The sequence below is a fragment of the Streptomyces sp. NPDC050504 genome (assembly GCF_044458065.1).
Classification (GTDB): domain Bacteria; phylum Actinomycetota; class Actinomycetes; order Streptomycetales; family Streptomycetaceae; genus Streptomyces.
The window spans coordinates 577,638-603,161 of record NZ_JBITHO010000006.1 but is presented as its reverse complement, the minus strand read 5'-3'; the positions used below and the strand labels follow the sequence as shown (position 1 = coordinate 603,161).

Below are 25,524 nucleotides of genomic sequence, written 5' to 3'. Positions count from 1 at the left end.
ACCTCGCGCACGCCGCGATGCGGCGCGGGTGAACGAAGGGTGAATGCCTGACGGAAATCGGTGCACGGGTTCGCCGTGGATCTTGTCGGCTCGTATGGTGTCCGGATGGCTATTCCGTCGGCGGGCATACCGATCGAAGACGTGAGCGGGGACCTCTGTGTGCCCGGCACTCCGGGGCGGCTGATCGACCGCGACGAAGTCGAGACCCTGACGGCCCGGTTGAAGGCGATGGCCGACCAGACCCGCCTTCAGATCCTCCACCTCATCGACCAGTCGCCCGCCGGGGAACTCTGCGTCTGCGACCTGACCGATTCGCTCGACCTGGCGCAGCCCACGGTGAGCCGTCACTTGAAGATCCTCACCACGGCGGGGTTGCTGAGCCGCGAACAGCGAGGGACCTGGGCCTGGTTCTCGATCCGCCGAGAAGCCCTTCGGGAACTCAGGGAGCGGGCCTTCCCGTGCGGCGTCGACGGCCCGCCGTCCTGACCGGCGGCTCCACCCCGGTCCAACGGTCCGCGCCGCATCGGTTTCCGCCTGCCGCCATGGCCCTCCGGCGTCCCGTCACGGCTCAGGCGTTGGCTTCCGCGCGGGGAAGAGGGCGTCGAGCCGGGGTGTACCGGCCCTTGCGGCGCCCGTCGTCGCGTCGACCTCTTCGGGCTCCGCCCACCTCTCCTGGACGGCGTCCAGGGCCCTGTGGAACGCCTCTTCGCCGCCTCCCTCCTGGTGACCCGTCAGCTCGTCGAACACCTCCTGGGTCACGTAGTCGAGCTCCTCCCACTCCGGCCACTCGTCGTCGCGCCACTCCCGCGGGTGCCGTCCCGCCAGGGCCCGCACCTGCTCGATGTCGGCGAGGGCGTCCGGATCGGCAAGCACCGCCTTGTACGTACCGTGCCCCTGGGCCACCAGCCAGAGCGCGAAGTAGTCGAAGCCGTCGTCGGAGCACAGGCCACTCTCGATCCGGTCCACCGCCCGCCAGAGCCCGTCCGTGGCGACCGCAGCGCACACGGCCTCCAGACGGGCCTGAAGCTCCACCACCTCCGCGGCCCGTCGGCGTCGCAACCGCCCGCGCAGCCGGTCTAACCGTTCGTGCCGGTCACCGGGGAGACGGCTCAGTTCGTCCATGAGCGCCCAGAAGGTCTTCTCGTCCATGCGGCACAGGATCGCAGCCGGGACTGACACTCCTGCGAGCCTGTCACCGGTTGCGCTCGGCGTACCGCGATCGGTCCGTCCCGCCGAGTCCTTGTGTACGACCCGTCTCGTCGAGGAGCCGGGTGCGCGGCAGACGAACCTGTCGAACCGCCTACGGGTGCTGCGGGAAGCGGGTGTCGTGGAGACCGGGCCCTGCGGGTGTTTCACCTACTGCCGGGTGCGCCCCGGGGCGCTGGCCGATGTGACGACGTTCTTCGGCGGCCCGGCCGACGGAGGCCGCGAAGCGCCACCGGGCGGCGGCCCTGTGGCTGGAGCCCGGTCGTTTCTCCTCGCGGGCGCCCGCACTGCCGTGGCGTCCCCCGCCCGTGACCCGCCGGGCCGCGGACCGGGATCCGTGCGCGAACGGTACTCCCTCCCCGTCCCTGTGGCGACCCCTCCGCAAGCGGCCGGATCACGCCGGTGGCCGCAGGGGGAAGAGCAAGCTCATGACCGTCCGTCGCGCCTGAAGCATCGATGATTACCGATCAAAATCCGCCATGCGGCGTACGGTCCCGAGGATGCCCGGCGGCCGAATTGGCGACAGCCGTGCGGGGCGCGAGGCGTGTGTGCCGCCTCGATCGCCGCCAACCCCGGCAGTGCCAAAGCCCTTTTCGGGTGAGCTTGACGGTTTCGCAAGCGCCCGCAGAGGCGGGCGAACCGGGGCAGCGGCGCCCGGCGGTGATGACGCCGAGTGAGGGCGGCGCCCAGTCATTCATCGATCTATTGACATGCATCGCTTAACGCTGGCAGGGTTCCGGCCGTCGGCGGACAGTGCCGTTGCCGAACAGGGCTCCGACCCGGCCCGATCCCGACCTTCACATGTCTTGATCACTCCCTGGGGGGAAGTGTGAGCCATCCCCGTGTTCTCGTCGCCTCCGCGTTCGAAGCGGAACTCCAGCCCCTGACGTCCGCCTGCGCGGCCGCCGCTCTGCGGCACCACGGCGCCGACGTCGTCGGATGGGACGCCCACCTGCTTCCCGACGCCGTCCCCAACGGCCCCTTCGACCTCACGCTCGTCTCGGTCCAGCAGTTCGAGGGCCTTGAGCGGGGCATGGCCCTGGCGCGCAGGGTCTCGGAGGCGTACGGCACCACGGTCGTGGCCTTCGGCCAGTACGCGCAGATGAACCACCGGGAGTTCCTCGGCGTCGCCGACGGCGTCGTCATGGAGGAACCCGAACTCATCGGCGAGGAACTGGTCCGGCTCGCGGCCGGTACCGTCGCGCCCGAGGCGGTGCCCGCCCTGATGACCCGTGCGGGCATGCGGCCGCGGCCCCCGCGCCGACGCATCTCGGTCACCGAACCCGCCCGCGACCTCTTCCCCTCCCTCGTGCACTACCCGGCGCACCACTCGCCGTTCGGCCTGATGGGCAACATCGAGGCGTCCAGGGGCTGTCACCACAAGTGCACGTACTGCTCCGTCTACGGCGCGTACGACGGCGGGGTCGCCGCGTACGACGCCGACAGCGTCCTGGCCGACGCCCTGCAACTGGCGGAGGAGGGCGTACGGCACTTCTGCTTCATCGACGCCGAGTTCTTCAACTCCCGCACCATCGGCGTCGGTGTGGTCGAACGGCTCGTCGAGGCCGTCGGCCCGATCACGTTCGAGTTCACCACCCGCGTCGACCACGTCCTGGACTACACCAGGGAGTTGGAGAAGCTCGTCTCGCTCGGGCTGCGCCGCGTGACCTGCGCGCTGGAGTTCCCCTCCGACCGCATCCTGCGCATCTTCGACAAGCACATCGACGTCGACCACCTGCGCGAGGCCGTCGCCCAGGCCGAGAAGACCGGCTTCGAGCTGTACCCCACGTTCATCCCGTTCACCCCGTGGATCGAGTACGAGGAACTCCTCGGTTTCGAGGACTGGCTGGTCGACACGGGCCTGGCCCGCGTCACCGACCCCACCGCGCTGCAGACCCGGCTGCTGCTGTTCAAGGGCTCGCCGCTGCTCTCCTCGCCCTGGATGGAGGACATCGCCACCGTCGACCGCGGCTTCTGGGTGGAGTGGACCCATCCCGACAAGCGCGTCGAGGAACTCTGGCAGGAGCGCCGCACCGACGCCGAGGACGCCGGCAAGATCCGCTGCTGCGTGAAGTGCTGACCCGCCCGCCCACACGACAAGGACACTGACATGGGTGGATCACCCCGCGTCGTCATCTCCACCGGCCAGACCCTCCCCGACATGGACTGGAGCGGCGAACTCGCAGGACTCACCGACTCCTGGCCCTACCTCGGCCCCACGTGGCTGCGGGCCACGGAGAAGGTGCTCCCCGACATCCAGCCCTGGCACACCCTCGCCCACCGCGCACGCGGCGAGCTGGCGCTCCTGCCGGGCTACGTCCTCACCACGCCGCCGGTCGTCGACCACGAACCGCGCACCTACCTGGGGTGGAAGGCGCCCTCCGGTGAAGAGGTGTGCTGCGGGGCCGAGACGGACGCGGCACGCAGCGCCGAGGTCGACGCCCTGGGAACCGGGCCCTTCTTCCCGACGCTCCTGCTCGGCTCCCCGCTGGGCTACCGCACCGAAGTCGCCTACAACTTCTGGACTCCCACCCTGATGGGGGCACTCGTCGACAAGCTGGTGCCCGCCGCGTTCGACGCCGGCATCCGCTGCGTCCTCGCCCCCTGGATCCCCGACCGGCGCGGCAACGACGCCCTCGTCGACGCGCTCGACACCGCCGGAGCCTCCAGCACATTTTGGGGCTACGAGGACTTCACGCGCCTGGACGCGCCGGACTGGGAAGGGCACCTCGCCGCCCTCCCGCTGAAGAAGCGCCAGCGCATCAAGGGCGACGCCCGCCGCGCCGGGGCCACCGGGGTGACGATCGAGCGCGTCGACGGCACGGACATCCGCCCCTACGCCGCCCGCATCGCCGAACTCACCTGCCTCAACCGGGAGAAGAACGGCGCCGGGGAGGAACCCGCGCACATCGCGGGCATCCTCGGCGCACTCATCGACGAGGGCGCGGACGTCCGCGCCTACCTCGGCCGCAAGGACGGCGCCGTGGTCGCCACCTGCGTCACCGTCCGAAAGAACCACCGCCTCTTCACCAAGTGGGCCGGTTTCGACTACGCCGCGGTCGGCGAGCGCAGCGGCATCTACTTCGCCCTCGTCCTCAACGCGCCCGTCCGCGACGCGTACGAAGAGGGACTGCGCACCGTCGAGTTCGGCGCCGGAGCCCACCGGGCCAAGGCCCTGCGCGGCTGCACCCCGCGCGCCGTCACCACCTCCGTGCTGCTGGCCGACCCGCAGCTCCGGCCCCGGGCGAGCGCCTGGCTCGACGCCTTCGGAAACAGCAGGCGCGCCGCGTTCGGCGCCGCGTCCCCCGCCCAGGCCCGGCCCGGGAACCTGCCCCTGCTGGGCGGCACGGGCGACAGCGGCTGCTGCGGCTGACCGCGCCCGACCCCACGACAAGGACGACAAGGACGACAAGGACGAGAAGGGCCACATGATCACCTTCGTACCCCTGACCGGATTCCTCGGGGCGGGCAAGACCACCACCATGACCGCCGCCGCGCTCGCCCTCCAGGCGAAGGGCCGCAAGGTCGCCGTCATCACCAACGACCAGGGCGTCGAACTGGTCGACACCAAGCTGGTGCGCAGCGAGCTCGACAGCGTCGCCGAGGTCACCGGCGGCTGTTTCTGCTGCAAGTTCGAAGACCTCGTCGAGGCCGTCGTCGCGCTGGTGGCCTCCGACGGCGTCGACACCGTGATCGCCGAAGCCGTCGGCAGCTGCACCGACCTCCAGGCCACCGTCGTACGTCCGCTGCGCCAGTACTACGGCGACGACATGGTGGTCGCCCCCCTGACCACCGTCGTCGACCCGCTGCGGCACCTGGCCTTCGCCCGCGCCGCCGAACGCGGCGAGCCGGAGTCGGACCTGTCCTACCTCTTCCGCCAGCAGATCACCGAAGCCGACGTCATCGCCGTGAACAAGCTGGACACCGTCTCGCCTGAGCGGGCCGTGGAACTCCTCGCCCTGCTCCGTTCGGCCCACCCGAAGGCGGCCGTCGTCGGATACTCCGCCACCACCGGCGCCCACCTGGAAGAACTCCTCGACGCCTGGCAGGCGCCCGCCACCAACGAGGACGTCGTCCTCGACATCGACTACGACCGCTACGCGGCCGCCGAGGCCCAGCTCGCCTGGATGAACCAGGAACTCGACCTCACCGCCACCGAGGGAGGATTCGACGCGGCCGCCTGGGCCCGCACCGTCCTCTCGGAGCTGTCCTCCTGGGCGGCGGAGCACGACGCGGTGATCGGCCACGCCAAGATCACGGTCGAGACGGCCGACGGCGACCTCGCCAAGCTCAGCCTCACCGAGGCCGGAGCCCGGCCCACCCTCGACCGCTCCACCGACAGGGCAGCGCCGACCGGCCGGGCCGTCGTCAACGCCCGGGTCGCCTGCGAGCCCGCCGCCCTGGACGCGGCCGTGACCGGGGCCGTCGAGGCCGCCGACCTGTCCGCCGCCGTCACCTCGTCGGCCACCGCCCCGGTGTCGTTCAAGCCCTCGTACCCGCGCCCCGTGCACCGCCTCGCCCCCGCCGGCGCCTGACCGAGAAGGACCACCCGACATGAGCGACACCACCACAGGCGGCCTTCAGGAAGAGGTCCGGGAGTACTACCGGACCAAGGCCGCCGAAGCCGAGCGGAACGGCGCCTGCTGCTCGCCCGACCCGCGGACCTTCGGGCCCGCCGCATACGACGGGATCGGACCCGGCACCGCCCCGGACTCCGCCCTCCTCGCCAGCCTCGGCTGCGGCAACCCCAGCGCCGTCGCCGAACTGCGCGAGGGCGAAACGGTCCTGGACCTCGGCTCCGGCGGCGGCCTGGACGTCATCCTCAGCGCCCGGCGCGTGGGCCCCGACGGCCGCGTCTTCGGCCTGGACTTCCTGGAGGAGATGCTCGCGCTCGCCGCCCGCAACGTCGCCGACGCCGAGATCGACAACATCGTCCTGCTCAAGGGCACGATCGAGGCCATCCCGCTGCCCGCCGGAACCGTCGACGTGGTCATCTCCAACTGTGTGATCAACCTGTCGCTGAACAAGCCCGCCGTCTTCGCCGAGATGGCCCGCGTCCTGGCCCCCGGCGGGCGCCTCGGCATCAGCGACGTCGTCGCCGAGGACCGGCTCAGCCCCGAGGAGCGGGCCGAACGCGGCGGACACAGCCAGTGCATCGCAGGCGCCCTCTCGGTCTCCGAGTACAAGGAACTCCTCGACGCGGTCGGCCTCAAGGACGCGGAGGTCGTCTTCACCCAGGAGGCGGCCGACGGCCTCCACGCCGCGATCGTCCGCGCGCACAAGCCCGTCGACAGCACCGCCGACGCGCCGCAGTGCGCGCCCGGCGGCACCTGCTGCTGACGCGTCCACGCCATACACGGACGGCCGCGGCACCGCTCACCGCGGCCACTTCAAGGGAGACACCGCCATGTCTTTCACCGTCGTCCTCGTGTTCACACTGGTCGCGGCGCTCGCCGCGGCCAACGGCAGCAACGACGTCCCCAAGGGTGTCGCCACCCTGGCGGGCGCGGGCGTGACGAAGTACCGCACCGCGATCATCTGGGGAACCGTCACCACCCTGATCGGGTGCGTCTGTTCCCTCGCCCTCGCCGACAAGATGACCAAGCTGTTCTCCAAGGGCATCGTCACGGCCCCGCCCACCGAGGCGTTCGCCGTGGCCGTACTCGCCGGAGCCGTCGCATGGGTGGCGCTCGCCACCGTCCTGCGCCTGCCCGTCTCGACCACCCACGCACTGATCGGCGCGCTCCTCGGCGCGGGCATGCTGCTGGCCTCCGACTCCATCGCCTGGAGCGCGATCCCCCAGAAGCTCCTGATCCCGCTGCTCACCAGCATCGGGGTCGCCTACGGCATCTCGCTGGTCCTCGCGCTCGTGGTCGGGCGCTTCACCGGTGGCACGGCCAAGCCCTCATCCGGCACCGCGCGGCGGCAGGAACCCGCCGCGGGGAGCGGGGAGAGCAGCACGGTCCTGGCCGCCGGGCGCGTCGCCACCACGACCACCGAGACCACCGGACCCGCGGTGTCGCGCGGCCACCGGGTGCTGACGGCCGCGCACTGGCTGACCAGCGGAGCCACCGGCTTCGCCCGCGGCCTCAACGACACTCCCAAGATCGTCGCCATCGGTGCCTTCGCCCTCCTCCCGGCCGGCATGACGACCTGGCAGATCATGCTCCTGGTCGCGGGCGCCATGGCCGTGGGCTCCCTCACCGGCGGCATGCGCATCGCCCGGCGCCTGGGCGAAGGCGTCATCAAGATGAACCACACGGAGGGCTTCCTGGCCAACCTCACCACCGCCACGCTCGTGGGCCTGGGCGCCGGGTACGGCCTGCCCATGTCCACCACGCACACCTCGACCGGCGCCATCGCCGGATCGGCCGGGCCCAACCTGAGCCGCCTGAGCGGCAAGACCCTCCGGCACTTCCTGATCGCCTGGCTCGTCACCCCGCCGTTCGCCGCCGCCGTCGCGGCGGTCGTCTTCCTGCTGGTCCGCTGAGGAGCCCGGGGCCCGAGGCCCCAACCGGGGCCCGAACCGAAGGAGCCGCCGCCCGTGACCGAGCCGTCCGACCAGCCGTCACCGCGCTGTGACGGCAACGCGATCGTCATCCTCGACCAACGCGCCCTGCCCCACGAACAGCGGCTCCCGCGCCTGGACACCGTGGCCGACGCCACCCCCGCAGCCCCGATCACCGCCGTCGCCTCCGAACACGGTGTCCACCATCCGTCCGAGGTGAGGGCATGAGCCGCACGCCGTCCACCGCCGCTGACCGGCAGGCGGCCCAACAGCTGGCCGACCTCTCCCGCACCCTGTACGAGCGCGGATGGATGCCCGGCACCTCCGGCAACATCTCCGTGCGGCTGCCCGACGATCCCGACCGGGCGCTGATCACGGCGAGCGGCCGGGACAAGGGCGAACTGACCGCCCAGGACATGGTCGAGGTCGACGTCCGCACCGGACGGGCGTCCCGCCCCGGGCGTGCCCGCCCCTCGGCGGAGACCGCCATCCACGTGGCGGTCTACCGGACCACCGGAGCCCGTGCCGTCATCCACGCACACTCCCCGTACGCCACCGTCGTCGCCCACCGGGCCGCCGTGCCGGGCGCGTTGGCGCTGCTGAAGGTGGAGCGCTTCGAACTGCTCAAGGGACTGGGCCTCAAGGACCCGGCAGCCACGGACCTGCCGGTCTTCCCCAACTGGCCCCAGGTGCAACGGATCGCTGTCGAGGTCGCCACCCACCTGGCAGCGGACGCGGGGGGCCCGCCCGGACTCCTCCTGGCCGATCACGGCATCACGGCATGGGGCGATTCGCCGGGCGAGGCGAAGAACCGCCTCGAATGCCTGGAATCGCTCTGCCAGTTGCTCGTGCTCTCCCAGTCCGAGCTGCGCGTCTCCCGTGTCTGAAGGAACCGACGACAGGACCAGACCATGACACTGCTGCAGATCATGCCGGACGACGCACCGGACACCGTGCTGCTGCGCACGCGCGACGAGGCGGCCATCGCGCAGGCGCTGCGCGAGCGTTCGGTCTCCTTCACCCGCTGGCCGCGGCGCACGAGGGTGACACCGCGGACCTCGTCGGCGGAACTGCTCGACGCCTACCGGAACGAGATCGACGAACTCAGTGCCGACCAGGGGCTGCTCCTCGTCGACGTCGCCCGGCTCCACCCCGAGGAAGGAGCACAGTGGCAGGAGAAGGCGGCCACCGCGCGCGCGAAGTTCCTCGACGAGCACCGGCACTCCGAGGACGAGGTCCGGTTCTTCGCCCAGGGCACCGGTTGCTTCTACCTGCACCTCGACGACCGCGTGTACGCCGTGGTGTGCGAGGCCGGTGACCTGCTGTCGGTCCCGGCCGGTACCCGGCACTGGTTCGACATGGGACCCGTGCCCGACTTCTGCGCCGTCCGCTTCTTCGAGAAGGAGGACGGCTGGGTGGGCGACTTCACGCAGGACTCCGTCGCCGAGGCCTTCCCCCGCCTCGACGCGCTGCTGCGGGCGGACTGATGCCGGGCAGCCGACAACCCCAAGGGGCGGGGAACGAACTGCGGGCCGTGGTCCTCGACATCGAGGGAACCACCGGCTCCCTCAGCCACGTCCGTGCCGTCCTCTTCCCCTACGCGCGTGAGCGGCTCGCTCCCTGGCTCGGTGCGCACCGGGGCACCGCGGCAGGGCAGGAGATCCTCCGGGCGGTCGCCGCCCACACCGGAAGGGCCCACGACGAAGCCGGAGCACTCGCACTCCTGGAGCAGTGGGCCGACGCCGATGTGAAGGCGCCGCCGCTGAAGATGCTCCAGGGACTGATCTGGGCCGACGGCTACGCGGCGGGCGAGCTGCTGGGCCATGTGTACCCGGACGTGCCGCCCGCACTGGAGCACTGGAAGGCGCGGGGCACCGGCCGCTTCGTGTACTCCTCCGGCTCCGTGGCCGCGCAGCGGGACTGGTTCGGCCACACCGCCCACGGCGACCTGCGCCCCTTGCTCGACGGCTACTTCGATCTGACGACGACCGGTCCCAAGGCGGACGCGGACTCCTACCGGGCGATCGCGGCGGACCTGGGGCAGGCCCCCGGCGACCTGCTGTTCGTCAGCGACGTCGGCGCCGAACTCGACGCCGCGCACACGGCAGGCTGGCAGACCGTGGCGGTACGCCGCCCCGACGACGAACGCCCGGCCGCGCCCGGCCACACGACCGTGTCCTCCCTCACCCCGCTCCTCTCGCGACCCGGGCCGGTCGACGCCGCCGGACACCACGCGCCCGCAGGATGACCAGAACGACGAGTGCCCCGTCCGGGCGGACACCGCACGCGGACACGTCGACTCCTGCGGCACGGTGTCCGACCGGCCCCCGTCATTCGACCACCGGACTGCGGCGCTCCCGCGGCGGCACGGGCCGCCGCGGGAGCGCGTACGGGGGGGGAGGTCTGTGGATCAGAGCAGGGGCAGCGTGGCGAGGCCGATGCCCACGCTGCCGATGAGGCCGACGCCGAGGTAGAAGGCGAAGACCTTCGCCTTGACGACGCTCTTGACGGCGACCATCGCCGGAATCGTGGTGATGGCACCGCCCAGCAGGAAGGTGACACCCGCCGCGGCCGCCATTCCCTGGTCCAGCAGGCCCTCGACGACCGGGATGGCACCGACGCCGTTGAGGTATAGCGGGACGCTGATGAGCCCGGCGACCAGGACGGAGAGGATGCCGTCCGTGCCGAGGACGCCCGATACGAAATCGGTGGACACGTAACGGACGATCAGTGCTTCGAGGGTGATGGCCAGCAGCAGCCACTTGCCCAGGGCCAGGGTGTCGCCGACGACCTCCTTGAGGATCTCACCGGCGCGGAGGTTCTTGACGTCATGCCGGACGAGCACGCGCCAGGGAGTGCCGTCGTCCTCGGCGTCGTCGCGCGCCGCGGCGGAGCAGCCGCCGGTCTCGGGCGCGGGCTCCTGGACACCCCCGTATCCCCCCTCTCCCCCTGCCGTTCCCCCATCGCTGCCTGCGCCGCCCACCGCCACGGTCTCGGGAACGGCCGCCTTCGCCGTGGAGCAAGAGGGCTCGGGGACGGTCACCGCCTGCTGGGAGCAACTCTTCGCGGGTGCCTTCGCCTTGGTGGAGTCGAGCAGCGGATCGGCGAACCGGCCCCGCCGTTCGAGCACCAGGACGAGGAGGCCCGCGCCGAAGCTCAGCACCAGGGCACCGACGAGGCGGGCGGTGGCGACGGGGAGCCCGAGCTGGGCGGCGGAGAGCGCGTAGATCTCCGGGTCCATGGAAGGGGAGGCGATCCAGAACGACATGACCGCCGAGAGCGGGACGCCGGCTATCAGGAACCGGCGGATCAGCGGGATCACGGTGAAGGAACAGAACGGGCTGAACGCTCCGACGGCCGTGACGACGGCGATACCGAGAACGCCCCTGCGCCCCTGGGCGAAGCTACGGCGCGCGACCACGTCGATCGACAGACGCTGTACGGCGATCCCCAGGACGATGGCGATCAGGAACCATGGGAGGTAGTGCAGCACCTCAAGCAGGATGAACAGGCCAAGGGCCCGCAATTCGTCCACAGGTGAACCTCTCTGAGACGGTGGCACATGAGGGGAGCGGCGCCGTGACGGGGGCGTACGGGGGACGTGGCGAGCCGCGCGGGGAAGGCTCGAACGCCACCCCTTTTATCGAACATCGATGATAGACGATTAAGCGAATGCCCGGCAATGGGATCGAGGCACTCCGGTGCGCCCCGGCGCACCGGTTTCCGCCCCCGGGGGCAGGCGCGTGTCAGGTGGTGTACGTGTGCCCAGGTGGCGTCGATGGTGTCCGGGGGAGGGCGGCGGTCGGGCCGCTGTGCGCGTCGTTCGCGTCCGGCGCGGGTGGGAGGACGGGTGGTCGGAGGTGGCCCCGCGGGGGCCCGTCTTGCCCGGGGGGAGCCTTGCCCTCGCGGGCAGTTATCGAATAACATCGATGAATCATGAGCGGTACGATGAATGCCCAGCTGATTGACCGGAGTACGGCCGAGTCCTACGCGACCTGGTTCAAGGCCCTCTCCGACCCCACCCGCGTGCAGATCCTCAATCTCCTCGCGCTGGCGCCCGGTCCGATGAACGTCGGAGAGATCGTGGACCGGATGGGCGTCGGGCAGTCGACGGTGTCCCACCATCTGAAGCTGCTGGCCGATGTCCGGTTCGTCCTGCGCGAGCGCCAAGGGACGTCGATGCTCTACTCCATCAACGTCGCGTGCGTGGCGTGTTTCCCCAGTGCTGCCGACGCCGTCATGGGCCGTCCCCGGTCCGCGGAGTGAGGGCCGGCCCCTTGGTCGGGCCGACATCCCGCGCGGCCGGTGGGCCGCCCGCATCCTGCTGACCACCCGTCATGACCGCCGCGCCGTCCCGGAGGGGCGGCGCGGCCATGGCGGCAATGTTCAAGGCGCTGGCCGACCCCGTCCGGCTCCACCTCCCGTTCGGAGTGGCCGCGCGCCCCAGCGGCGAGGCGTGCGTTCGCGATACGGCCGACGCCGGCGTCTCCTCCGGGCGGCGCGGCACCCGGGTGTGCGGCCGCCCGGCGCCCGGCGTCACCGGGGGCGTTTCTCGTCGCCACCGAGAAATCGGGCAACCGGGAAATCGGGCAAGGGAGCGGCCTCACCGGTGGCCCGGATCTCCTGACCCCGGCACCTCGCGCCGCCCCGGCGCCCCTGTGGCCGGTCAGGCCGAGGCCGCCGCCTGGGTGAGGAGCGCTCCCATGGCCGCGAGGACAGCGGGCTCGACGCGGTAGTAGACCCAGGTGCCGCGCCGCTCCGAGGAGAGCAGTCCGGCCTCCTTGAGCTTCTTCAGGTGGTGGGAAACCGTGGGCTGGGAGACGCCGACATCGGAGATGTCGCAGACGCACGCCTCGCCGCCCGCGTGCGAGGCGACGGCGGAGAAGAGCCGCAGCCGGACCGGATCGCCGAGCGCCTTGAACATGACGGCGGTCCGCTCCGCCTCCTCCGCCGTCAACGGCCGCTCGTTCAGGGGCGGGCAGCACGGCTCCGTCTCGGGCCCCAGCAACGGCAACACCCTCACATTCGACATGTATCTATGTTGACACATGTCGAACCAGGCGCCCAGGAGTGGGCGTGGGGCACCTTCCTGGCGATGCTCTGATTAGATGAATGTCTATGTTGACGGCTGTCGAAGCAGGTGTCATGCTGAGGCCGCAGGAAATCGACAAACGTCGAATCAAGAGGAGAAGAGCCGTGAGCGCCACCACCACCGCCCAGCTGCCCGTCGTGGTCGTCGGAGCAGGGCCCGCAGGCCTGGCCGCCGCCGCGCACCTCGTCGACCGGGGGCTGGAACCGCTGGTCCTGGAGGCCGGACCCCGGGCGGGAGCGGCCGTGCGGGAGTGGTCCCACGTGCGGCTCTTCTCCGCCTGGGGCGAGGTCGTCGACCCGATCGCCGAGAAGCTGCTGGCGCCGACGGGCTGGGTGAAGCCCGACGCGGAGACGTACCCGACCGGCGGCGACTGGGCGGACGGCTACCTCCAGCCGCTCGCGGACGTGCTCGGCGACAGGGTCAGGCTCGGCGCCCGGGTCACCGGCGTCTCCCGCACCGGACGCGACCGCGTCGTCGACGCGGACCGCGAGCGGCAGCCCTTCACCGTCCACGTCCGGTACGACGACGGCCGGGAGGGGTGCGTCCACGCCCAGGCCGTGATCGACGCCTCCGGTACGTGGTCCACCCCGGGCCCGGCCGGGGGCGACGGCCTTCCGGCCCTGGGTGAGCGCGCCGCCGCCGACCGGATCTCCTACCGCGTCCCCGACCTGAAGGACCCGGTCGTGCGGGCCAGGTACGCGGGCAGGCGCACCGCGGTCATCGGCTCCGGCGCCTCCGCCTTCACCGCGCTCGCCTCCCTGGCCTCCCTCGCCACGTCCGCGGACGGAAGCGGCACCCGCGCCGTGTGGATCCTGCGCCGGGGCATCTCGGGAGCCACCTTCGGCGGGGGCGGCGCCGACCAGCTCCCCGCGCGCGGCACACTCGGCCTCGCGGCGAAGGCGGCGGTCGACGAGGGGCACGCCGAGGCGGTCACCGGATTCCGTACGGACGCGATCGAGCGCGACGGCGAGAAGCTGGTCCTGGTCGCCGAGGACGGCCGCCGACTCGACCCGGTCGACGAGGTCGTCGTCCTGACCGGCTTCCGCCCCGACCTGACCTTCCTCGACGAACTGCGCCTGGGCCTCGACGAACGGCTCCAGGCGCCCGTCGCACTGGCACCGCTCATCGACCCCAACCAGCACTCCTGCGGCACCGTCTACCCGCACGGTGTGAAAGAACTGGCACACCCGGAGGAGGGTGTGTACCTGGTGGGGACGAAGTCCTACGGCCGCGCACCCTCCTTCCTCGCCCTCACCGGCTACGAGCAGGTCCGCTCGGTCGTCGCCGCCCTCGCGGGAGACCGCGAGTCCGCCGAGCGCGTCGAACTCGTCCTGCCCGAGACCGGCGTCTGCGGCGGCGCAGGCCTCTTCGACCTGCCCGCCGACACCGCGGCTGACGGCTCGGGCTGCTGCGCGGCCCCGGCCGCACTCCAGACCGGCGCCGACGCCCCGGCGGCCACCGCCGACGACAGGCCGAACGGACCGGTCACCGCCGCTCGTTGACCCGTGGTTGCGGTACGCGGCACCTACTCCTCGCTGGCCGAAAAGTGATGTACCCCACAGTGGAACAAACGTATGAGCATGCAACGTTCCGCAGGCCATACTGATCGTTATGACACCGACGGCCACATCCGTGGGCGCCTGCTGCTCGCCGTTATGCGCAGGCCTTGATCATCCGGCCGTGATGTCGCGTTCGACCGACCTTCCGGGGTCGGCCGACGCCAAGGGCGGAACGGTGGACCGTGCCGAGTTCACCGATGCGCGACCCTGCCGTCGGCAGTGGGACCGCGAGTTCGCCCGGATCCGTGCCCGCCTCGCCCCGTGCCCCCGCCGCGGCAACGGGAATCCCACCGCGTGCGGGCTCGGGCAGGGCCCTCGCGTTCGCTCGCGATCTTCCGCCGCAGCGTCATGCCCGGGTGGCGTGGCAGGAAGGAGTCAGTCATGAGCCTTCGTGCACTGGCCCGTATGTATGCCGACGGCGAGTTGTCGACGACGGAGGTGCTGGCCGAGCTGGACAGGCGCGTGGACGTTCCCCTGTCCGAGGGGCAGCGCGGCCTGTGGGCACACGCCAAGCTGGAGCCGGAGACGTACGCGTACAACGTCCCCGTGTGCTTTTCGTTCGCGGACGTCGACACCGCGACGCTCCAGGCCGCGTTCCGCGACACGCTCTCCCGGCACCCGCTCCTCGCGGCCACGGTGCGCGAGACGGACGACGGGCCGGTCCTGTCCCACAAGGACGCCGACGGTTTCCACGTCGAGCAAGTGGACATCTCCGATGTGCCGTCCGGCCGAGTGCTGGACTTCTTGCGGGAGAGGGCGAGGCGGCCGTTCGACCTGGCCGGTGACCCCTTGGCCAGGTTGGCTGTCCTGCGTCGGTCCGCGTCCGAGGCGTACGTCCTGCTGGTCGTCCACCACCTCGTGATCGACGGAGTGTCGGGGCGTCTCGTCATCGACACGCTGTTCGGTTCGTACCGGGCGCGGGCCGAGGGGCGGGAGGTGCCGATCGAGGTGGGCTCCGCCTCGTTCGGCGAGTTCGTCGCGTGGGAGCGGGCCGCGCTCGCCGGTGAACGCGCCCAGGAGGACCGCGAGTTCTGGGTGCGGGAGCTCGCCGGGGCGGACGTCCTCACGGGGTTACCCTCGCAGGTGGCCCTGGCACCGGACGCGCCTCATGTGGGCGAGGTGCACACCAGCCGGTTGCCGGAAGAGCGGGCCGCCGCCATCGCGGCCTTCACCGCTTCGCACGAGATCGGCCCGGGGATCTTCTTCCTGGCGGCCTTCCTGACTCTGCTGCACCGGTACACCGGAAGCGAGGACCTCGTCGTCGGGATGCCGGTGGCGGGGCGCCCGACGGAACGCTTCGACCCGGTCGTCGGCTGCTTCGTCAACACGCTGCCCGTCCGGAGCAGGCCGAACGCCTCCGAGGAGTTCACCTCGTTCGCCCGGCGCGTACAGTCCACGGTGCTCGAAGTGCTGGAGCACGGCTCCTACCCGTTCCACCGGATCGTGCGCGATCTCGGCGCCCGGGGCGCGAACCCGCGGTCGCCCCTCTACCAGGTCGTGTACAACTACCAGGACTCCGCCCTCTCCGGACACCTGGGCGAGCGGGCCCGTACCACCGGCGAGACGGACTTCGAACTCGTCGACGGGCTGTACCAGTTGGGCGAGTACGACCTCACGGTGGACGTGGCTCCCGGTGACGGGTTCCTGGTGAACTGGAAATACCACCCCGACGCCTTCTCGGCCCGCGCCGTCGCGGGCATGGCGGAACACTTCGCCACCCTGGTGGACAGCATCCTCGACTCGGACGGGCAGTCGCCCATGGGCGGGCTCAACCTGCTCGACGACGAGGAACGGCGCCTCGTCATCGAGGCGTGGAACCGCACCGAGGTCGACTTTCCCGCGCACCGGACGTGCTGGGACCTCTTCGCGGAACAGGCGGAGGCGCACCCGGACGCCCCGGCGGTCACCTGCGGGGAGCAGACCCTCACCTACCGCGAACTCGCGGACCGCAGCTCGGCGTTGGCGCGGAAACTGACGCGCCGGGGCGTCGGCCCCGGGGACGTCGTAGGAGTCTGCTACGAACGGTCGCTCGACCTCGTCGTGGCCCTCCTCGCCGTCATGCGACTCGGCGCGGCGTACCTGCCCCTGGACAGCCGGCTGCCGGCCGAACGCCTCTCCTACATGGTCGAGGACAGCGGCGCCCAACTCGTCATCTGCCACGAGGCGGTGATGGACAGGCTGGCCGCCGTGGGGACGCGGACGGCGCGGCTGTACGCGACGGACCACCATGATGATCAGGTCACCCAGGCAGAGGCAGAGGCAGAGGCAGAGGCAGAGGCAGAGGCAGAGACAGGGACTGCGGCGGGGGAGACGGCCGCCGACGCACCGGACGCACGAGCCTCTACGCCTCAAGTCGCCTACGTCATCTACACCTCGGGCAGTACGGGGAAGCCCAAGGGCGTCGTGGTGCCGCACGCGGCGCTGACCAATTTCCTGCTGTCCATGGCGGACACGCTGGGAGCGTCGTCCCACGACCGGCTGTTGGCCGTCACCACGCACAGCTTCGACATCGCCGCCCTGGAGCTCTACCTCCCGCTGATCACCGGCGGTCAGGTCTACGTCTGCGACGAGACCACGACCGCCGACGCCACCTTGCTGGCCGAGAAGGTCGCCGACTGGCGGCCCACCGTCATGCAGGCCACTCCGGCGACCTGGGCCATGCTGGTGCGCGTCGGGTGGCAGAACACCGAGGGCGTCAAGGTGTTGTGCGGCGGCGAGGCGTTGCCCGACGGGCTGAAGGACCAACTCGTGGCGCGCGGCGAGGCCTGGAACCTGTACGGGCCCACGGAGACGACCATCTGGTCAGCGGCCAAGCGGCTGAGCCGTGAGGAGCCGGTGACCATCGGCGGCCCCATCGCGAACACCCGGCTGTACGTCCTCGACCAGAACCTGAGCCCCCTGCCTGTCGGCGTGACCGGCGAGCTTCACATCGCGGGCGACGGGCTCGCCCTGGGCTACCACCGGAAGCCGGAGCTGACCGCCGAGCGCTTCCCGGACAACCCGTTCGCGCCCGGACGGCTGTACCGGACCGGAGACCGCGCGCGCCGACTGCCGAACGGCGAGATCGTCGTCCTGGGCCGGATGGACAACCAGGTCAAACTACGCGGCCACCGCATCGAACTAGGCGAGATCGAGGCGGTGCTCGATGCCCACCCGCAGATCGGCCGAAGCGTCGTCCTGATCGAACACGCCGGCCTCTCGGACCGGCTCACGGCCTACTACACAGGGAACGGCGACGGACCTGTCGACACCGCGCTGCTGCGCGCGGACCTCGCCAAGACGCTCCCCGCCTACATGCTGCCCGCCGCGTTCGTGGCCCTCGACGCCTTTCCGCTCACGGCGCACGGCAAGGTCGACCGGGCGAAGCTGACCGGGGCCGCCCGGACGGAGCCGCGCCCGGCCGCCGACAGCCCGGTGGACGCGCTCGACATCGAAAGGACCGTGCGCGGGATCTTCGAAGAGGTGCTCGGCTCGCGTGACGTCGATCGTGCTGCGGGCTTCTTCGACATCGGCGGAGACTCGTTCGCGGCCATCGAAGCGGTGGCGCGGATCAACCGCGAGTTCGGCTGCGCGCTGCGACCCACCAGCATGTTCGCCCACCCGTCCGTCGCCGCGATGGCCCGACACCTGACGGGGCTGCTGCCCGCCGAGCAGGCACCCGCGGCGCGCCCGGCCGAGCCCGAGCGGCGGCCCGCTCCGCGCCGTGCCGCTCCGGCGGCCGACGACACCTCGCTCGACGACTCGATCGCGGTGATCGGCATCTCCTGCCGGTTCCCGGGAGCCATGGACCACCGCGCGTTCTGGTCCGCGCTCGTCGAGGGGCGCGGCGGCGGCACGTCGTGGTCGGTCGAGGAACTGCGCGCACTCGGAGTGCCGGAGGAGCTGATCGCCCGACCCGGATACGTGCCGCAGCGGTCGGTCGTGGACGGCAGGGCGGAGTTCGACGCGGCGTTCTTCGACATCTCCCCCCGCGACGCCGAGTTCATGGACCCACAGGCGCGCCTGCTGCTGCAACACGCCTGGCAGGCCCTGGAGGACGCCGGCTACCGCCCGGAGGACGTCCCCGAGACCAGCGTCACCACGTCCACGAGCACGAACTTCTACCAGGCCCTGCTCCCGGCCCTGATGGCGAACGCGTCGGGCCCGCGGGTCCTGGCGAGCTCGGAGACCTACGCCGCGTGGCTGTTCGCCCAAGGCGGCACGGTGCCCACGATGATTTCCACGAAGCTGGGCCTGCACGGCCCCAGCATGGCGGTGAGCACCAACTGCTCTTCGGCGCTGAGCGCGGTGCACGTCGCCTGCCAGGGACTCCTGGCAGGCGATGCCGACCAGGCGATCGTCGGCGCGGCCAGCCTGTTCTCCGCGGGGGAACTGGGATACGTGCACCAGCCGGGCCTGAACTTCTCAAGCGACGGGCGCAGCCGCGCGTTCGCCGACGGCGCCGACGGCATGTCCGGCGGCGAAGGCGTCGGCGTGGTCGTCCTCAAGCGCGCCAGTGAGGCGATCGCCGCGGGCGACCACGTCTACTGCCTGATCCGCGGCATCGCGGTGAACAACGACGGCGGCGACAAGGCGGGGTTCTACGCGCCCGGTGTGCGCGGCCAGGCCGAGGTGATCCGCAAGGCGCTGGACAAGGCGGGCACCGACCCGTCGACGATTCGCTACGTCGAAGCGCACGGCACGGGCACGAGGCTCGGCGATCCCATCGAGGTCGCGGCTCTGACCGAGGCGTACCGCCACTACACGGCACGCAGCCAGTACTGCGGCATCGGCTCGGTCAAGAGCAACCTCGGCCACCTGGACGCGGCCGCGGGGATCGCGGGCCTCATCAAGGTGGCCCTGTCCCTGCGACACGGGGAGGTGCCGCGGACCCTGCACTGCGACGTGCCGAGCCCGGAGATCGACTGGGACGAGTCGCCGTTCTTCGTGGCCGACCGGAACCTGCCGCTGGACGGCGACGAGCCCGCGAGGGCGGGACTGAGCTCGTTCGGCATCGGCGGCACCAACGTGCACGCGGTACTGGAACAGGCGCCGACCGGTGCGCGGGCCGCCGGCCGCCCCGGCCCCCAGGCGGTGGTCCTCTCGGCCCGCGACGGGGAGCGGCTCGGCGTCCTCGCGCGGCAGCTTCTGGAGTTCCTGCCGGGATACCGGGACGCGCACGGCGATCTGGCGTCGCTCGCGTACACGCTGCAGGTCGGGCGGCGGGCGATGGCCGAACGAGTGGTCTTCGTCGTGAACGACGTCGACGGGCTGATCACGAGCCTTCAGGGCTACGTCGAGCGCCGGGCGCGCGGAACGGTGTTCGAAGGTACGGCCCGACGGCCCGAAGACGAGCTGCTCGGCCTCTTCGACCGCCCCGGGGAACTGCGGGACCTGGTCGCCGGGTGGCTCGAACGCGGGGAGTGGGACAAGGTCGCGCCCCTGTGGGTCAACGGCGTCGACGTCGAGTGGCACGCCTACCACGGCGCGAATCCGCCGGTACGGGTGAGCCTGCCGACGTATCCGTTCGCCGCGAAACGGTACTGGCCGACTGCCGGGGCGGCGCCGGTTCCCCGGGCCGCCGTCCCGCTCGACGCGGCGGCGTTGCTCGTGGCCGCGGCCGCGCCCGAGAGCGTCGATGCGTTCCTGTCAGGTCGCACGTCCGCCACGGACGAGATGGACAGCCTCTCGCGCCCGCTCGTGCTCGCGCAGCTCGTGGCGGCGGGCCTCTTCGACGAGCCCGTTCGTCGCGACCTGATCGGGCAGAGGGCCACGCCGTCCTTCGCCCAGTGGCTCGACCACACGGTGACCGTGCTGCTGCGCCACGGGGAACTCGTGCGCGAGGGCGGATCCGTGGCGCCGAGGAAGGGCGCGCCGGGTCTCGAACAGGCGTGGCGCGGCTGGCGTGCGTGGAAGGACGGCCGTGCCGGAGATCCGGAGCTGGCGGCCAAGACCGGCCTGACCGAGCGCATGGTCGAGGCCTTGCCCGCGATCCTGTCCGGGCGGACGAAGGCCACCGCTGTCATGTTCCCGGGCGGTTCGTTCGAGCTGGTCGAACCGGCGTACCGGGGGAACGCGACGGCCGACTACTTCAACGACGTGACGGCCGGCGCGGTGCGCGCGGAGGTCGACGCACGCCGCGACGGGATCCGGCTGCTGGAGATCGGAGCGGGCACCGGCAGCACCAGCGAGCGCGTCTTCGCCCGGCTGAAGGGCCGCGGAATCGCCGAGTACCGCTACACGGACGTTTCGAAGGCGTTCCTCATCGACGCGGAGCGGCGCTTCGCCGGTGACGTGCCGTACGTGTCCTTCACGACCTTCGACGTGGAGCGGGAGCCCGGCGCACAGGGCCTTGCCGTGGGCGCCTACGACATCGTCATCGCCAACAACGTCCTGCACGCCACCGAGGACATCGTGCGGTCGGTGCGGCACGCCAGGGCACTGCTGCGGCCCGGCGGAGTCCTCGTGCTCAACGAACTCGCCCGCAACGACTGGTGGTCGCACCTGACCTTCGGGCTCCTCGAAGGGTGGTGGCGGTTCACGGACGGAAAGCGTATCGAGGGCGGACCGGCGCTGTCCTCGAACTCGTGGCGCGAAGTGCTGCGGGAGTGCGGGTTCGACACGGTCGAACTGCTGGCGGAGCCCGCCCGGGACCTGGGCCAGCAGGTGCTGCTGGCGCGCGCCGGTTCGCTCGTTCCGCGCCGGGAGCCGCGTCCCGCCGCGCCCGGTTCGACCTCGGTCGAGGAACACGTCCGCGCGTCCGTCGAGCGGATCCTCGCGGAGACGCTGAAGCTGACCGCGGACGAACTCGCGGCCGACAAGCCCTTCGCCGACTACGGACTGGACTCGCTCACCGGCGTCTCCCTGGTGCAGCGGCTCAACGAGTCGCTGAGCACCGACCTCGATCCGAGCGTGCTGTTCGAGAATCCGTCGATCAGGCGGCTGACGAGTTTCATCGTCGAGGAGGCAGGCGCCGCCCTCGGGGCCGCGGTGTCCGGCCCGGCTGCGGTGTCCGGGCTTTCTGAGGTGTCCGGGTCGGCCGAGGTGGCCGGGCCGTCCGCGGTATTCGAGCCGTCCGGGCAGGCTGCGGTAATGGAGCCGTCCGAGGCGTTCGGGCCGTCCGGGCAGGCCGCGGTGTCCGGGCCGTCGGGCGGTGGCCGGGAGCCCGTCGCGATCGTCGGCATGAGCGGCCGGTTCCCCGGCGCCCGGGACACCGACGAGTTCTGGGACCTGCTGGCCTCCGGCCGCGACGCCGTATCGAAGGTGTCCCGCTGGGACCTCGCGTCGCTGGGCAGCGCGTGCCTGGACGGCGGTCTCCTGGACGGCGTCGAGGAGTTCGACCCGCTCTTCTTCGGGATCTCCGGTGCGGAGGCCGTCTACATGGAGCCGCAGCAGCGGCTGTTCCTCCAGGAAGCGTGGCGGGCGCTGGAGGACGCGGGCCACGCGGGCGAGTCGCTCGACCGGGACCGGTGCGGCATCTACGTGGGCTGCGCGGCGGGCGACTACCTGGACCTGACGGGGCCGGCCGACTACCCGGGCCAGGCGCTGTGGGGCAACATGAACTCGCTCGTGCCGTCCCGCATCGCGTACTACCTGGACCTGCACGGGCCGGCGATCGCGGTCGACACGGCGTGCTCCAGCTCGCTGGTCTCCCTCTACCTGGCGTGCCAGGCACTGTGGGCGGGCGAGGTCACCACGGCGATAGCGGGCGGGGTCTACGTCCAGAACTCGCCGCGGCTGTATCTGGCGGCGTCGCGGGCCGGGATGCTCTCCCCGACGGGCCGGTGCCGTTCGTTCGACCAGGCGGCCGACGGATTCGTGCCCGCCGAGGGAGTCGGTGCGCTGGTCCTCAAACGGCTCTCGGACGCCGAGGCGGACGGGGACCACATCCACGGCGTGATCAGCGGGATCGGGATCAACCACAACGGCACCACGAACGGGATCGCCGCGCCGAACGGGACCTCCCAGGAACGGCTGATCCGGCAGATCTACCGGGACTTCGACATCGACCCCGCGGGGATCGGGCTGGTCGAGGCACACGGCACCGGAACCAAGCTCGGCGATCCGGTGGAATTCCGGGCGCTCGACCGCGCGTTCCGCGGCTTCACGGACGCCGAGCGGTTCTGCTCGCTCGGCTCGTCGAAGGCCTCCATCGGCCACGCGCAGGCAGCGGCCGGCGTGATCGGCGTCATCAGGACACTGCTGGCGATGAGGCACGAGGTGATCCCCGGTCTGCCCCACCACACGGAGACGAACTCCAGCGTCACGCTGGCAGGCAGCCCGTTCTACGTGCACACGGAGCCCCGGCGGTGGGCCGTGCCCGAAGGCGGCAAGCGGCGCGCCGCGATCACGTCGCTCGGCGCGAGCGGAACCAACGCCCACGCTGTCGTCGAGCAGCCGTCGAAGCAGCCCGCGCCACCGTGGAGCAGGCGGGACGGGGCCCGGTTGATCGTGCTGTCGGCTGCGACGGAACAGGCCTTGCGCGAACAGGTGGTCCGGCTCGCGCGCCACTGCGGTGAGCACCCGGACCTCGATGTCGGCGACGTGAGCCACACCCTTCTGCTCGGCCGCAGGCACCTGCGGCACCGATGGGCGAGCGTGGTCAGGGACATCGCGGACCTGGAGGGCCAGTGCGCCTCCTGGCTCTCCGGGCAGGACGTTCCGGTGTGGAGCACGGACTTCGGACCGCACGCGGACTCCGGTTTGCGGGCACTCGCCCGGCAGTTCCTCGACGGTGAGGCACTGGACTTCGCCGGGTTGTTCCGCGACAGCCGCTACCGCCGCGTTCCGCTGCCCGGCTACCCCTTCGAGCGGGAACACTACGGCCTGCCGGTCCGCGCGGCGGCGGACGAAGGGCCGCGGGCGGACGATCTGCCGCAGACGGACGACCGGCCGCAGCGCGCCGGGGGAGTCCTCACCGGCGACGAGTTCTACCTGCGTCAACACCAGGTGCGGGGAACCGGGATCGCCCCGGGGTCCATGTACCTCCAGTGGGCCGCGGCAGCGGCGAGGCGGACCACGAGCGGCGCGGTTCACCTGCGCGACATCGCCTTCCTGCGACCCCTCTCGGTGTCCGGGGCGCCGCGCGCGCTGCGGGTGGCCCTTCGCACGGACGGCGCCGTCACCCGGTTCACGGTCTCCTCCACGGAGTCCGCCGAGGACGAGCCCGTACTCCATTGCCAAGGCGAGGTGTCCGCCGCGGAGCAGACGTCCGCTCAGGCGCTCGATCTGCCCGCGCTGCTCCGGGACTTGCGGCCCGCGGAATTCGACCCCCAGCGGTTCTACGCCGAGTGGCGGGAGCGCGGCATCGCCTACGGCCCCACGTTCCAGGGGGTCGTGGCGGTGCACCGCGGCGACGGCGCGGTGCTCGCCGAACTGCGGCTGCCCAGCACCGCGTCGGAAGCCGCGGACGGCCCCGTCCCGCACCCGGCGCTGGTGGACTCGGCGATGCAGTGCATGCGACTGCTCGACGCCGACGAGCGGGTCGGGTTGGTGTTCGGCATCAAGTCGGCCGAAGTCCTCGCCCCCGGCGCGACCACGATGTGGGCCCTGATCCGCCGTGCCGAGGACGCGCGCGGCGCGGACCGGATCGACATCGACCTCGCGACCGGCGACGGCACGGTGTGCCTGCGCCTGCGGGGCATCGCGGGCCGTCGGACCGAGCGGACGCCGGACAGCGCCGTCACGCTGCTGCCGGTCTGGGATTCCGTTCAACGGACGGAATCCACGACGTGGCCGCGGAGTTCCGAATCGGTGGGCATCATCGCGTCCCCGGGGCGGGCGCGGGACGTCCTCGTCGCGCGCCATCCCGGCGCGCACGTGATCGCGGACCCGGCGCGGAGTGCGCACGACGACCTGGAGACCTCCCTCCGGTCGGTCCCGGACCTCGACCATCTGATCTGGGTGGCGCCGGGAGCAGAGGACGACCGGTCCGGCGCGAGCGTCGTCGAGGGCCAGTCCGACGGCCCGCTGCACGCCTTCCGCACGGTGAAGGCCCTTCTGGCCGCGGGGTACGGCGATCGTCCGCTCGGCCTGACCCTGATCACCGAGCGGGCGCACGCCGTCCACGAGGCCGAGGACGTCGACCCGGCGCACGCCGGTGTCGCCGGTCTGGCGGGGGCGACCGCGAAGGAGTACCCGAACTGGCGGGTGCGGGTGGCGGACGTCCAGGACCATGACGCGCCTTCTCTCGCGGCGGTGCTCGACCTGCCGGCCGACCCGGACGGCAACCTGCTGATCCACCGCGACGGCCGGTGGCACGGGCAGCGGCTGATGACCGTTCGGCCGGGCTCGCCGACGACGTCCCGGCTGCGGCAGGGCGGCACGTACGTCATCATCGGCGGGGCGGGCGCCCTCGGCACGGTCATCAGCGAGTACGTGATCCGCCGGTACCGGGCCCAGGTGGTGTGGCTCGGACGCAGGCCGCAGGACGCGCGGGTCGATGACGCCATCGCTCGGGCGACCGGCACGGACGGGCCCGCGCCGCTGTACCTGCGGGCCGACGCCACCGACCTGGCGTCCCTGCGCGCGGCGAAGGACGAGATCGTACGACGGTTCGGCGCGGTGCACGGCGTCATCCACTCGGGCCTGGTGTTCTCGGGGGCGAGCCTGGCCCGGATGAGCGAGGCGCAGTTCGAGGACGTGCTGCGCGGCAAGGTCGACGCGAGCGTCCGGTGCATGCAGGTGTTCGGCGGTGAATCGCTCGACTTCGCCCTGTTCCTGTCCTCGATCAACTCCTACCTCAAGGCCATCAAACAGGCGAACTACGCGGCCGCCTGCACGTTCCTCGATTCGTTCGCACTGACGGTGCGGCGCCGCTACGGCGCTGTCGGCAAGGTGCTGAACCTGGGCTACTGCTTCAACAACGCACCCACCGGGGGAGAGCCGGGCGCGGTGGTCGGAGCGCAGGCGCCGCTCATCCAGCCGGACGAGCTGACGGCGGCGATCGAACGACTGTGCGCCGGGCCGGTCGGCAGGCTGACGTTGATGAAGTTCAGTCCCGCGCTCAACAACCGGGGCATCGTCCTGGGCGACGACGAGGTCGTCCTCCCCACGGACGCGCCGCCGGACGCCGTACCCGCCGACGTCCAGGAACCGGCGGCGGCGCCGGACGTCGAACTGGAGCGGCTGCGCGCCCGCATCGCAGAGCTGACCGCGCTCGCGATCTGATCGCGGCCTTC

Annotated in this window: 16 protein-coding genes and 1 pseudogene; 14 read left to right on the top strand and 3 right to left on the bottom strand. The window is 71.6% G+C overall.

Annotated elements, in window-relative coordinates:
* Positions 1-105: 105 nt before the first annotated feature.
* On the top strand, positions 106-486 hold the full coding sequence (locus ACIBNE_RS25335) for an ArsR/SmtB family transcription factor (RefSeq protein WP_399275210.1): 381 nt from the start codon (positions 106-108) through the stop codon (positions 484-486).
* Between the two features lie 75 nt (positions 487-561).
* Here the strand turns inward: ACIBNE_RS25335 and ACIBNE_RS25330 are convergent, their stop codons facing one another.
* Positions 562-1,149, bottom strand: coding sequence for a DUF4240 domain-containing protein (locus ACIBNE_RS25330; protein WP_399275208.1), 588 nt, complete (start codon positions 1,147-1,149; stop codon positions 562-564).
* Positions 1,150-1,189: 40 nt separating this feature from the next.
* Between ACIBNE_RS25330 and ACIBNE_RS25325 the strand changes: the two are divergent.
* The 10 genes and pseudogenes from ACIBNE_RS25325 to mtnC form a co-directional block, all read left to right on the top strand.
* Positions 1,190-1,435: pseudogene (locus tag ACIBNE_RS25325) on the top strand (ArsR/SmtB family transcription factor); the annotation flags it as partial.
* 600 nt (positions 1,436-2,035) lie between these two features.
* Positions 2,036-3,286 (top strand): RCCLKC-tail radical SAM protein, encoded by a 1,251-nt coding sequence (locus ACIBNE_RS25320; protein ID WP_399275206.1) that lies wholly within the window; start codon positions 2,036-2,038, stop codon positions 3,284-3,286.
* A 30-nt stretch (positions 3,287-3,316) separates the two neighbouring features.
* The gene (locus ACIBNE_RS25315) at positions 3,317-4,579 is read left to right on the top strand and encodes a GNAT family N-acetyltransferase (protein ID WP_399275204.1); all 1,263 of its coding nucleotides are present in this window, start codon (positions 3,317-3,319) and stop codon (positions 4,577-4,579) included.
* 55 nt (positions 4,580-4,634) lie between these two features.
* Positions 4,635-5,741, top strand: coding sequence for a GTP-binding protein (locus ACIBNE_RS25310; protein WP_399275202.1), 1,107 nt, complete (start codon positions 4,635-4,637; stop codon positions 5,739-5,741).
* A 19-nt stretch (positions 5,742-5,760) separates the two neighbouring features.
* On the top strand, positions 5,761-6,546 hold the full coding sequence (locus tag ACIBNE_RS25305; RefSeq protein WP_399275200.1) for a methyltransferase domain-containing protein: 786 nt from the start codon (positions 5,761-5,763) through the stop codon (positions 6,544-6,546).
* Between the two features lie 67 nt (positions 6,547-6,613).
* On the top strand, positions 6,614-7,696 hold the full coding sequence (locus ACIBNE_RS25300; protein WP_399275198.1) for an anion permease: 1,083 nt from the start codon (positions 6,614-6,616) through the stop codon (positions 7,694-7,696).
* 54 nt (positions 7,697-7,750) lie between these two features.
* Positions 7,751-7,942, top strand: a complete 192-nt coding sequence (locus ACIBNE_RS25295; protein WP_399275196.1) for a hypothetical protein — start codon at positions 7,751-7,753, stop codon at positions 7,940-7,942.
* A complete protein-coding gene (gene mtnB / locus ACIBNE_RS25290) occupies positions 7,939-8,601 on the top strand; it encodes a methylthioribulose 1-phosphate dehydratase (protein WP_399275194.1) in 663 nt (220 codons plus the stop codon). The genes ACIBNE_RS25295 and mtnB overlap by 4 nt, the downstream gene beginning before the upstream one ends.
* A 24-nt stretch (positions 8,602-8,625) precedes the next feature.
* Complete coding sequence (locus ACIBNE_RS25285) at positions 8,626-9,201, top strand: 1,2-dihydroxy-3-keto-5-methylthiopentene dioxygenase (RefSeq protein ID WP_399275192.1); 576 nt, start codon at positions 8,626-8,628, stop codon at positions 9,199-9,201.
* Positions 9,201-9,962, top strand: coding sequence for an acireductone synthase (gene mtnC / locus ACIBNE_RS25280; protein ID WP_399275190.1), 762 nt, complete (start codon positions 9,201-9,203; stop codon positions 9,960-9,962). The genes ACIBNE_RS25285 and mtnC overlap by 1 nt, the downstream gene beginning before the upstream one ends.
* Positions 9,963-10,124: 162 nt before the next feature.
* Here the strand turns inward: mtnC and ACIBNE_RS25275 are convergent, their stop codons facing one another.
* Positions 10,125-11,249 carry a permease gene (locus ACIBNE_RS25275; RefSeq protein ID WP_399275188.1) on the bottom strand — a complete coding sequence of 375 codons (1,125 nt, stop codon included), beginning with the start codon at positions 11,247-11,249 and terminating at the stop codon, positions 10,125-10,127.
* 401 nt (positions 11,250-11,650) lie between these two features.
* On the opposite strand from ACIBNE_RS25275, the gene ACIBNE_RS25270 reads away from it, so the two are divergent.
* On the top strand, positions 11,651-11,980 hold the full coding sequence (locus tag ACIBNE_RS25270; protein WP_399275186.1) for an ArsR/SmtB family transcription factor: 330 nt from the start codon (positions 11,651-11,653) through the stop codon (positions 11,978-11,980).
* A gap of 400 nt (positions 11,981-12,380) precedes the next feature.
* Here ACIBNE_RS25270 and ACIBNE_RS25265 read toward each other — a convergent pair whose 3' ends face one another.
* Positions 12,381-12,746, bottom strand: a complete 366-nt coding sequence (locus tag ACIBNE_RS25265) for an ArsR/SmtB family transcription factor (RefSeq protein WP_399275184.1) — start codon at positions 12,744-12,746, stop codon at positions 12,381-12,383.
* A 164-nt stretch (positions 12,747-12,910) separates the two neighbouring features.
* Here ACIBNE_RS25265 and ACIBNE_RS25260 point away from each other — a divergent pair, with 164 nt between their 5' ends.
* Together ACIBNE_RS25260 and ACIBNE_RS25255 are read left to right on the top strand one after the other, a co-directional pair.
* A complete protein-coding gene (locus tag ACIBNE_RS25260; protein ID WP_399275182.1) occupies positions 12,911-14,308 on the top strand; it encodes an NAD(P)-binding domain-containing protein in 1,398 nt (465 codons plus the stop codon).
* Between the two features lie 438 nt (positions 14,309-14,746).
* Positions 14,747-25,513: an amino acid adenylation domain-containing protein gene (locus ACIBNE_RS25255; RefSeq protein WP_399275180.1), complete on the top strand. Its 10,767-nt coding sequence runs from the start codon at positions 14,747-14,749 to the stop codon at positions 25,511-25,513.
* Positions 25,514-25,524: the final 11 nt, after the last annotated feature.

Bases quoted from the DNA above. Each gene is read 5' to 3' on its own strand.
- ACIBNE_RS25335 (WP_399275210.1), top strand. From the start codon at position 106: ATGGCTATTCCGTCGGCGGGCATACCGATCGAAGACGTGAGCGGGGAC.
- ACIBNE_RS25330 (WP_399275208.1), bottom strand. From the start codon at position 1,149: ATGGACGAGAAGACCTTCTGGGCGCTCATGGACGAACTGAGCCGTCTC.
- ACIBNE_RS25315 (WP_399275204.1), top strand. From the start codon at position 3,317: ATGGGTGGATCACCCCGCGTCGTCATCTCCACCGGCCAGACCCTCCCC.
- ACIBNE_RS25310 (WP_399275202.1), top strand. From the start codon at position 4,635: ATGATCACCTTCGTACCCCTGACCGGATTCCTCGGGGCGGGCAAGACC.
- ACIBNE_RS25305 (WP_399275200.1), top strand. From the start codon at position 5,761: ATGAGCGACACCACCACAGGCGGCCTTCAGGAAGAGGTCCGGGAGTAC.
- ACIBNE_RS25300 (WP_399275198.1), top strand. From the start codon at position 6,614: ATGTCTTTCACCGTCGTCCTCGTGTTCACACTGGTCGCGGCGCTCGCC.
- mtnB (WP_399275194.1), top strand. From the start codon at position 7,939: ATGAGCCGCACGCCGTCCACCGCCGCTGACCGGCAGGCGGCCCAACAG.
- ACIBNE_RS25285 (WP_399275192.1), top strand. From the start codon at position 8,626: ATGACACTGCTGCAGATCATGCCGGACGACGCACCGGACACCGTGCTG.
- mtnC (WP_399275190.1), top strand. From the start codon at position 9,201: ATGCCGGGCAGCCGACAACCCCAAGGGGCGGGGAACGAACTGCGGGCC.
- ACIBNE_RS25270 (WP_399275186.1), top strand. From the start codon at position 11,651: ATGAGCGGTACGATGAATGCCCAGCTGATTGACCGGAGTACGGCCGAG.
- ACIBNE_RS25265 (WP_399275184.1), bottom strand. From the start codon at position 12,746: ATGTCGAATGTGAGGGTGTTGCCGTTGCTGGGGCCCGAGACGGAGCCG.
- ACIBNE_RS25255 (WP_399275180.1), top strand. From the start codon at position 14,747: ATGAGCCTTCGTGCACTGGCCCGTATGTATGCCGACGGCGAGTTGTCG.